The 9,407-nt window shown below is 73.9% G+C and carries 8 protein-coding genes; 6 read left to right on the top strand and 2 right to left on the bottom strand.

Going from position 1 to position 9,407, the window contains the following annotated elements:
* A partial coding sequence (locus BEP24_RS14940) for an SGNH/GDSL hydrolase family protein (protein ID WP_141693482.1) occupies window positions 1-752 on the top strand: 752 nt, incomplete at its 5' end.
* Window positions 753-826: 74 nt separating this feature from the next.
* Here the strand turns inward: BEP24_RS14940 and BEP24_RS14935 are convergent.
* Complete coding sequence (locus BEP24_RS14935; protein WP_065964739.1) at window positions 827-1,765, bottom strand: SDR family oxidoreductase; 939 nt, start codon at window positions 1,763-1,765, stop codon at window positions 827-829.
* A 165-nt stretch (window positions 1,766-1,930) separates the two neighbouring features.
* Between BEP24_RS14935 and BEP24_RS14930 the strand changes: the two genes are divergently transcribed.
* From BEP24_RS14930 to BEP24_RS14920, 3 genes are all read left to right on the top strand, one after another.
* Window positions 1,931-3,040: an LLM class flavin-dependent oxidoreductase gene (locus BEP24_RS14930; RefSeq protein WP_083230411.1), complete on the top strand. Its 1,110-nt coding sequence runs from the start codon at window positions 1,931-1,933 to the stop codon at window positions 3,038-3,040.
* A gap of 97 nt (window positions 3,041-3,137) precedes the next feature.
* Complete coding sequence (locus tag BEP24_RS14925) at window positions 3,138-3,764, top strand: hypothetical protein (protein ID WP_065964738.1); 627 nt, start codon at window positions 3,138-3,140, stop codon at window positions 3,762-3,764.
* Between the two features lie 364 nt (window positions 3,765-4,128).
* Window positions 4,129-4,620, top strand: coding sequence for a pyridoxamine 5'-phosphate oxidase family protein (locus BEP24_RS14920; RefSeq protein WP_065964736.1), 492 nt, complete (start codon window positions 4,129-4,131; stop codon window positions 4,618-4,620).
* A 270-nt stretch (window positions 4,621-4,890) separates the two neighbouring features.
* Here BEP24_RS14920 and BEP24_RS14915 read toward each other — a convergent pair whose 3' ends face one another.
* Window positions 4,891-6,144: a hypothetical protein gene (locus BEP24_RS14915; RefSeq protein WP_083230410.1), complete on the bottom strand. Its 1,254-nt coding sequence runs from the start codon at window positions 6,142-6,144 to the stop codon at window positions 4,891-4,893.
* A gap of 310 nt (window positions 6,145-6,454) precedes the next feature.
* Between BEP24_RS14915 and BEP24_RS14910 the strand changes: the two genes are divergently transcribed.
* Both BEP24_RS14910 and BEP24_RS14905 read left to right on the top strand, forming a co-directional pair.
* A complete protein-coding gene (locus BEP24_RS14910) occupies window positions 6,455-7,864 on the top strand; it encodes an MFS transporter (RefSeq protein ID WP_083230409.1) in 1,410 nt (469 codons plus the stop codon).
* 214 nt (window positions 7,865-8,078) lie between these two features.
* Entirely contained in the window at window positions 8,079-8,855 is a 777-nt protein-coding gene (locus tag BEP24_RS14905) for an endonuclease/exonuclease/phosphatase family protein (protein ID WP_083230408.1), read from the top strand.
* The last annotated feature ends 552 nt before the right edge of the window (window positions 8,856-9,407 follow it).

The raw sequence follows: 9,407 nt of genomic DNA, 5'->3' as shown, positions 1-9,407 counted from the left end.
CCACCACACCCCGCCGATCCGGCGACCCCGCCACGCGTCCCCGGACGCGCCCCCGACGCCGGCTGCTCGCCGTCGGGGCCGTGGCCCTCGCGGTGACCGGGCTGCTCGTCGGCTGCGCCGAGGACCGCTCCGTCGCCGCGTCGTCCACCCACTCGTCCGCCGTGCTCCGGCCGTGGGACGAGGCCCGCGGCGAGCGCATCGTCGTGATCGGCGACTCGATCAGCGGCGGCCACGGGTTGAGCGCCGAGCAGGCCTGGCCGGCCACCCTCGCCCGCAAGGAGCACTGGCAGCTGACGAACTTCTCGTGCGACGGCGCCGGCGTGGTCACGGAGGGGGACGAGGACCAGTGCGCGAGCGCATACCAGACGCTCGTCCGCCGGGCCGCCGACCTGCGCCCCGAGGTCGTGTTCGTCCAGGCGAGCTCGAACGACCTCGGGGTCGACGACGCCGTGGTCGCGAGCCGCACCGACCAGCTCGTCGCCGAGGTGCACCGTCTGCTGCCGGACGCCCGGGTCGTCGGGCTCAGCGCGATCTGGAACGAGCAGGAGCCGCCTGCGCAGCTCGCGGTCATCTCGCACGCGATGCACCGCGCGGTGCGCCGGGACGGTGGCACGTACGTCGACATCGGCGAGCCGCTCCGCGGGCACCCGGCGTGGATGCAGTCCGACGACGTGCACCCCACGGTGCGCGGTCAGCAGGCGATCCAGGCGTCCGTCGAGGCCGCGTTCAAGCGGGACCACCTGCGGTTCTGAGCCCGCGCGCCCACCCGGGTCCCCGAGCCTGCGGGGCGGGCCTGCACCGCGCCTCCCGGCCGCGCCGCGCGTCGTCAGGCCGGTGCGCGAGTGCCGGTGAGGTCCTCCGCGACCGCCCAGAGGGAGCGCGCGAGGTCGGCGCTGCGCGCGCTCCGCGGGATCGACGCGGTCGTCGTCGTGCCGGTGAGGCCCGCCGGTCCAGAGGGGCCGTAGTAGGCGCCGCCGACCGCTGCGGGGCCGACCGCCGCGTACAGCAGCGGCTCCGTGCCCTGCTCGACGGCCTGCGTGAAGGGGAGTGCGCGGTCGCTCGACCGGGCCGGCCGGGACCGGCCGAGGGAGCGCCCCGCGGTCTGCAGGTTCGTGCGGGTGAAGCCGGGGTGCGCGGCCGTGCTCGTCAGTGCCCAGCCGCGTTCGACCGTCAGTCGGTGCAGGTGGAGGGTGAGGAGCAGGTCCGCGAGCTTCGACTGGGCGTACGCACGCCACGGGTTGTAGCCGTGCTCCCACTGCAGGTCGGTGAAGCGGATGCGGCCGCCCACGGCGGCGAGGCTCGACATCGTCACGACCCGGGGGAGTGCCGTGCCCGGGTGCGGCCGTGCGTTCCCCGCACTGTCGAGCAGCGCGGGCAGCAGCAGGTTGGTCAGGGCGAACGGGCCGAGGAAGTTCGTGCCGAACTGCAGCTCGAACCCGTCCGCGGTGGTGAAGCGCTCGGGCGGCGCCATCACCCCGGCGTTGTTGACGAGCACGTCCGGCCGGCGGTCGTCGGCGAGCAGCCCCTCGGCGAAGGCGTGCACGCTCGCGAGGTCGGCGAGGTCGAGTCGGCGGACCTCGAGGTCGGCGGACGGGTGCTCACGGCGGATCTCGGCGGCGGCGTCCTCGCCCTTGGACGGGGTGCGCACGCCCATCACGACGCTCGCGCCGGCGGCGGCGAGGCGCTTCGCGGCCTCCTTGCCGGTGCCGCTGTTCGCGCCGGTCACGACGATGCGGCGGCCGGTCTGGTCGGGGATCTTCGGCATGCGCGTGACCGTACCCGGGAGGGCTGGTCGCGGGCCGCGCGGCGGACCGGCTCGCAGGCGGCGCGGCGGACCGGCTCGCAGGCGGTGCTGCGTGCGGGCGCGGGGCTGTCGGTACGCCGAGCGGCGTGCTATGTTTATGCAAACGCATCGATCAGGAGGCGCGCCATGAGCAACGCATTCGGTTCCGACCGTCCCTCGGACGTCCCGCCGCCCGCACCCGAGCGCATCGGTCCGGTGCAGCTCGGCCTCGACACCTTCGGGGACGTCACCGAGCGCGCCGACGGGTCGCTGCGCAGCCAGGCGCAGGCGCTCCGCGAGCTCGTGGACGAGGCCGTCCTCGCCGACCAGGTCGGCATCGACTTCATCGGCGTCGGCGAGCACCACCGCGAGGACTACGCGGTGAGCGCCCCCGAGGTGGTCCTCGCCGCGATCGCCGCCCGCACCGAGCGGATCCGGATGGGCAGCGCCGTCACGGTGCTGTCGAGCGACGACCCCGTCCGCGTGTACGAGCGCTTCGCCACCGTCGACGCGATCTCCGACGGCCGCGCCGAGGTCATCCTCGGGCGCGGGTCCTTCACCGAGTCGTTCCCGCTGTTCGGCTACGAGCTGAGCGACTACGAGGTCCTGTTCGAGGAGAAGCTCCAGCTCTGGAACGCCCTCCGCGGCGGCGACAAGGTCACCTGGTCCGGTACGAAGCGGGCCTCGCTCACCGACCAGGACGTCTTCCCGAAGCTCGAGCACGGCCCGATCCCGACCTGGATCGGCGTCGGCGGCTCCCCGCAGTCGGTCATCCGTGCGGCGTCCTACGGGCTGCCGCTCTTCCTCGCGATCATCGGCGGTCAGCCCGCCCAGTTCGCCCCGTTCTCGCGCCTGTACCGCCAGGCGCTCGCGCAGCTCGAGCTCCCGCAGCAGCCCATCGCGATGCACTCGCCCGGCTTCGTCGCCGAGACCGACGAGGAAGCGGCCGAGCGCTACTGGCCGTACCACAAGGCCGTCACCGACCGGCTCGGTCGTGAGCGCGGTTGGCCGCCCCTCGACCTCGCGCAGTACCAGGCGGGTCTGTCGGCCGGCGGATCGCTCTACGTCGGATCGCCCGAGACCGTGGCGCGCAAGATCGCGCGGAACATGCGGATCCTCGGCGTCTCGCGCTTCGACATGCGCTACGCCACCGGCCGCCTGCCGCACGAGGACATGATGCGGTCGATCGAGCTCTACGGCACGCGGGTCGCCCCGCGGGTGCGCGAGCTGCTCGCGGAGCCGGTCCCGGTCCCGTAGGTCGGCGGTCCGGTCGCTCGCGCGGGCTGCGCCGGCCTGGAGGCCCGGGGCACGTCCGCCACGGCCGCTCACGGCTGCCGCGGGTACGGTCGGCGCCATGCTGCGACCAGACGGGACCACCGAACGACGCTTCCGCGGTCGGATCCTCGGCGTCGGGACGACGTCGGGGATCCGTTTCGTCGTCGGGATGTGGGACGACTCGCCCTTCGGATCGTTCACCGACGTGTTCCTCGAACACCCGGACGGCACGAGCGTGCTCCTCGCCCCGGACGAGATCGTCGCCGCCTACGTGTCCGGCACCTACCGGTTCGACACCGTCTCCGTCGTCGACGTCCGGTCCCGTCGGACCGCCCGCGGCCTGGAGCTCGACGCCGGACCGCTGCAGGCGACGATCGACGTCGGCCGGATCTCGCCGCTGGGGCGGGTGCTCCGCATCGTGCCGAAGCCGATCGCCCGTGACCCCCGCTGGCTCGCGCTCATCGACCCCGTCGCGCGGATCGTCTCGCCCGGCTCCGCGACCGCCGGTACCGCGGGCGGAGGCCGCCGCGAGTACTACGGCGTGACCGGCGCCCACGAGGTCACCGCGGTGTCGGGCACCTGGGCGGGGGAGCCCCTCGGCTCGATCGCCCCGCTCGACCCGCCCGTGGCGTTCGGCTTCGCGTCGATGCCGCGCGCGCCCCAGGTCGTCGACGTCGAGACGACGATCCGCGAACCCGCCTCCTGAGCGCGGACGCGCGGTCTCGACTGCGCGCCGTCGTCGGCCGCTGCCGAGCGACACGTCCGCTGTCGTCCGACGTCGACGTTGTCGCACACCGGACCACGCGTCTCCACCGGCCACCCACCCGGGTGAGTGGGAAGGCGGAGCCGAGCCGAGCCTCCAGGCCGTGGGCGACCACGGGCCGACGTGAGTCGCCGCGCGGACCGGCACGCGCAGGGCGACGCGCGCGCGACCGGGCGGCGCACCCGCCCGGTACCGAGCCGTGACGGACGCGTCCAGCACCGAGGGGCACACTGGTCGGAACGGAACGCGCCCGGGTACGCCCGGCCGGACGTCGAGCACAACGGGGCGCACGACGAACAGGAGCATCATGACCGACACGCAGGCAGACCACCGCGCAGCCATCTCGGACATCGTCCACGGCGCACGCACCGCCCTGCTCACCACCGTCAGCGACGACGGCCAGCTGCACGCCCGACCCCTCGCCGTGCAGGACAAGGCGTTCAACGGGACGCTGCGCTTCCTGGTGCAGGACGGCAGCGAGAAGGTGGACGACATCGCCCGCAACCCGCACGTGAACGTGGCGATCGAGTCGCAGGGCGGGTACCTCTCGATCGCCGGCACCGCGACCGTGACCCGCGACGAGTCCGTCATCGACGAGCTGTGGTCGCCGTTCGCCGAGGCCTGGTTCCCGGACGGGCGCCAGGACCCGACGATCCGCCTCCTCACCGTCGAGGGCGACTCCGTCGAGTACTGGACGCAGGACACCGGGCCGGTCGGCAGCCTCGTGCAGACGATCAAGGCCGCGCTGGGCAAGCAGAGCCAGCCCGACACGGGGCACCACGGGACGGTCGAGCTCTAGGGAGCGGGGCCGGCTGGTCCGACCCGGCCAGCCGGCCCGACCCGGCGGGCTGGCCGGCCTGGCCTGGCCGGCGCGACCCGGCCGGCCTGGCCTGGCCGGCGCGACCCGGTCGGCCTGGCCTGGCCGACGCGACCCGGCCGGCCTGGCCCGGCCTGGCCTGGCCTGGCCGGCCGGCTGGCCCGGCCCGCAGGACGAGACACGGGCGGTTCCTCATCCGAGGAACCGCCCGTGTCGCGTCGGGGGAGTGCGCGGCGCATCCGCCCGCGCGCGTCAGGGCGGGCCGAGCAGCCAGAGCACCGCGACGAGCACCGGCTGCCCGAGGAGCGCGCAGCTCACGAACGTCCAGCGCATCCACGGTCGCGCGACCAGCTCGGGTGACCCGAACAGCGGCGCGAGCGGCATGAGCAACCGCGGCGTCGAGGCCATCGGCAGCGACACCGCGAAGATGTACAGCGCGTACGCCGCCGAGTACAGCACCGTGGTCTGCCCGAGCTGTCGGGTCGAGCGGCGCAGCAGCCAGACCGGGTACGCCACGAGCAGGAACACGACGATGAACACGCCGCCGACGCCGATCCAGCGCAGCGCGATGAGGAACCACGGCGACATCGGCACGAACTCGACCCGGCCGATGAAGTTCACCCACCAGGACATCTCGGTCTCGAGGTAGGCGTCCGGCCGCCCGGTGACGTGGGACGCGATGAGGGGCCACGCGACACCCGCGGCTGCCATGACGACGCCCGCGGCGACCACGCGCACCCGCTCGGCCACGGGGAAGGCGTCGAGCGAACGGACGCCCGTGCCGGCCTCGGCCCGCCGCGCCCGGACCCACCGCACCAGGGCGATCACACCGAGCAACAGCGGCAGGGCGAGTGCTCCCGGCCGGGTGAACGCGGCGACCACCCCGAGCAGGGTGAGCAGGCCGTACCGCCGACGCTCGAGCGCGAGCAGCGCGCCGAACGTCAGGGCGAGGAACGTGCTCTCGGCGTACCCCACCTGCAGCAGGAAGGACAGCGGGCCGCACGCGAAGAAGAAGACCGCCCACATGCCCGCGGCGTGCCCGGCGTGGTCGCTCACGAGGCGGTGCAGCAGGAACGTCGCGACGAGCCCGGCCAGCAGCGCGACGAGCGGCGCCCCCACCGCGAACGGCAGCCCGGTCGAGGCCGTGAGCGCGCGGATCGCGAACGGGAACGCGGGCAGGAACGCCCAGGCGTTCTGGGCGACGTGCCCGGCCTGGTCGAGCGGGAGGGTCGTCGGGTACCCGTGCACCGAGATCGTCTCGTAGTACTGCCCGTCCCACGCGGTGAGGAACGCCCCGAACCCGTGCCCGTTGCCCCAGATCGCGTTGTCGGGCATGGCCCGACCCATCAGGGGGAACGCCAGCGCGAGCCAGGAGGTCGACAGGGCTCGTCCGCCGACCCAGGTCAGCAGGACGGCGGCCCACACCGGCAGGCTCGTCGCGAGGTCCACCACGCGGCGCCGGCCGCTCGCCAGCGACCCGGCGACGGCGCCGTCGGTACGGCTCACCGGACGGGTCCTCGAGCTTCGGGTACAGGGGTGGGCACGCCCTGAGCGTAGTCAGCGCAGGCTGGGGCGGGGCGCACAGCGCGGGGCACAGCACGGGTGTCGGCCGGGAGGCGCGGCTCGCCGCCGCCACCCGGCTCGCCGCCGGCGGGTGGTCGGGTCGAGGGTGGGTGGCGCGCTCGGCCGGTCGGCCGGCGGTCCCGCCGCGGCGTGTGGCGCGCTCGGCCGGTCGGCCGGCGGTCCCGCCGCGGCGTGTGGCTGAACGGAGCCTCACGGACCCGCAGGAAACCGAGCGGGCATAGCATTCGGAGCGATGACGACGATGACGACGACACGACGCCGGGGGAGCACCGCGGTGGCCGTGCTCGTCGCGGGCACCTTCTTCATGGAGCTCCTCGACGGCACCATCCTGGCCACCGCCGCACCGGCGATGGGCCGCGACCTCGGGGTGGACTCCGCCGCGGTGGGCGTGGCGATCACCGCCTACCTCGTGACGCTCGCGGTGTTCATCCCGGTGAGCGGGTGGCTCACCGACCGGGTCGGGTCCCGCACGGTGTTCGCCGGTGCGATCGCGCTGTTCACCGTCGCCTCGGCGCTGTGCGCGATGTCGACCGGGCTCGTCGACCTGACGCTGTGGCGCATCGTCCAGGGGCTCGGCGGTGCGCTCATGGTCCCGGTGGGGCGGCTCGTCGTGCTCCGGAGCGCCGGCCGCGAGCAGCTCGTCACCGCGATCGCCATCCTGACCTGGCCCGCCCTGGCCGCGCCGATCATCGCGCCGTTCGTGGGCGGCGTGCTCGTGGACACCCTCAGCTGGCACTGGATCTTCCTCGTGAACATCCCGCTCGGTGTCATCGCGTTCGTGGCCGCCCTCGTGCTCGTCCCGCAGGAGCGTGCGGCGGAGCGCGTGCCGTTCGACTGGTTCGGCTCGCTCCTGGCGTGCTTCGGTCTCGGCGCGCTCGTGGTGATGGCGTCCCTGCTCGCCCTCGACGAGATCCCCGTGCCGGCCGTCGTCGTCTCCGGGGTCGTCGGGGCGGTCTGCTGCTGGGCGGCGATCCGGCACTTCCGCCGTGCGCCGCACCCGATCATGGGGCTCGAGTCCTTCCGCCTCGAGTCGTTCCGGGTCTCGCACGCCGGTGGCAGCCTGTTCCGGCTCGCGGTCTCCGCCGTGCCGTTCGTGCTCCCGCTGCTGTTCCAGGACGCCTGGGGCTGGTCCGCCGTCCTCGCCGGGTCCGCGGTCCTGTGGGTGTTCGTCGGGAACCTCGGCATCAAGCCGATGACGACGCCGTTCCTGCGGTGGTTCGGGTACCGCGCGGTCATCGTCGTGTCGAGCGCGGTCGCGGCCCTCAGCGTCGTCGCGATGGTGTTCATGACCGAGGACACCCCGTTCTGGCTCCTCGCCGCGCTCCTCGTGGTCAGCGGCGCCGCGCGCTCGGTCGGCTTCACGGCGTACAACACGATCGCCTTCGCCGACGTCGAGCAGGCCGACATGACCCCGGCGAACACGCTGTCCTCGACGCTGCAGCAGGTCGCGGCGGGCTTCGGTGTCGCCGTCGCGGCGGTGGCGATCCGGGCGGCTGCGGGACTCGGCGGCACCCGCCCGTACGACGTGGCGTTCTGGGTGATCGCGGTACTGCTCGTCGTCGCCTGCGTGGAGGGCCTGCTGATGAGCCGCACGGCGGGGGAGACGGTGCGGCCGGCTCCGCGGGTGCGCGTCCGGACCTGACGTCGGCCGCCGCGGGGTGCCGACGGCCGCCGCAAGGGGCCGTCGGGCGGCTCGTCCGGTGCCGGCTGGGCGGACGAGACGCACCGCCGCCGCCCGTTCCCGCGCTCGTCACACGCCTGCAACCCGGGGTGCGCTACGGTCACAGCTACTGATCGCGACGGCCGGGTACGGTCGGCGCGGCAGGGTGACCGAGACACCCAGGACGGAAGGCAGCATGGCCGGGCCACAGGAGCAGGGGACGATCGCAGCCGACGCGGCTGTCCAGCCGACCGAGTTGCGCGTCGTGAGCTACAACCTCCGCGAGCACACCGCGAACGGCGAGCTCGCCGCCCTGGCCGAGGCCTCCGAGGCCGACGTCATCTGCGTCCAGGAGTGCGACAGCAACGACCTCGCGACCAGCGTCGCCGGGCTGTCCCTCGCGGCCTCGACCAAGACGAACCGCCTGGGGCTCGCGATCTACACGCGGGATGACCGCTTCACCGTGCAGGACTTCAGCATCCACTCGCTGCAGAAGTCCCTCCACGACCGGGTCCTCTCGCCCGCGCACGAGCGGCTCATCGCCATGCGCCTGCAGGACACCGAGGCCGACACCGAGGTCATCGTCGCCTCCTTCCACGCGTCGCCGTTGACCGCCACCAACTCGCTCCGCCGCAAGCAGATCGAGGCGGCGCACCAGTTCGTGCGCGACCTCTCCGCCGAGGCTCCGGCGATCATGGTCGGCGACTTCAACTACCCGTGGTTCCAGACCAACCTGCGCCGCAAGATCGAGGAGCACGGGTTCGCCCTCTCGCTCTCCGACCAGCCGACGTACCTGCGCTACCGCAAGTTCACCGGCCACTTCGACTTCGCGACGAGCGTGGGGCTGCACATCGCGGGCGTGGAGACCCTGCCCGCCGGCATCTCCGACCACCGCCCGATCCTGGTCCGTGCCCACTACGAGCACCCCGGAGAGACCGGCGCGGTCGCCCTCCCGGAGGCGCCCGCTTCCTGAGCGGTCCGGCGCGCGCGGCTGGTCGCGGGTCCGTCCCGTTCCGCCGAGCGGGCGGCAGATCGAGCGGGTGGAACATGCCGCGTGCGGTTCGTCGAGCGTGCGGGACGTGCCGCGTGGGGTTCGTCGAGCGTGCGGAACACGCCGCGTGCGGTTCGTCGAGCGTGCGGGACATGCCGCGTGCGGTTCGTCGAGCGTGCGGGACGTGCCGCGTGCGGTTCGTCGAGCGTGCGGGACGTGCCGCGTGCGGTTCGTCGAGCGTGCGGCAGATCGAGCGGGCGGAACACGCCGCGTGCGGTTCGTCGAGCGTGCGGAATACGTCGCTCCGGCGCGTCGAGCGTGCCGGATCAGGCCCGCTGAGCGGCACGCCGCCCGCGAGGGCGGAACACGCCCGACGCCAGGCAGGGGTTCCTGCGGGATGCGTCCGACCGCGTGTCTTCGAGCGGGTGGGACATGCCGCGTGCGGTCCGCCGAGCGTGCTCGAAGCGTCGCGCGAGGACGTCGAGCGTGCCGGATACGGCCCGCTGAGCGGCACGCCGCCCGCGAGGGCGGAAC

The organism is Curtobacterium sp. UCD-KPL2560 (genome assembly GCF_001705035.1).
Lineage (GTDB): Bacteria > Actinomycetota > Actinomycetes > Actinomycetales > Microbacteriaceae > Curtobacterium.
This window is presented reverse-complemented; position numbering and strand designations above follow the sequence as displayed.

Excerpts from the sequence above, each read along its gene's own strand:
- BEP24_RS14935 (WP_065964739.1), bottom strand. The coding sequence starts at position 1,765 with ATGCCGAAGATCCCCGACCAGACCGGCCGCCGCATCGTCGTGACCGGC.
- BEP24_RS14930 (WP_083230411.1), top strand. The coding sequence starts at position 1,931 with ATGAGCAACGCATTCGGTTCCGACCGTCCCTCGGACGTCCCGCCGCCC.
- BEP24_RS14925 (WP_065964738.1), top strand. The coding sequence starts at position 3,138 with ATGCTGCGACCAGACGGGACCACCGAACGACGCTTCCGCGGTCGGATC.
- BEP24_RS14920 (WP_065964736.1), top strand. The coding sequence starts at position 4,129 with ATGACCGACACGCAGGCAGACCACCGCGCAGCCATCTCGGACATCGTC.
- BEP24_RS14910 (WP_083230409.1), top strand. The coding sequence starts at position 6,455 with ATGACGACGATGACGACGACACGACGCCGGGGGAGCACCGCGGTGGCC.
- BEP24_RS14905 (WP_083230408.1), top strand. The coding sequence starts at position 8,079 with ATGGCCGGGCCACAGGAGCAGGGGACGATCGCAGCCGACGCGGCTGTC.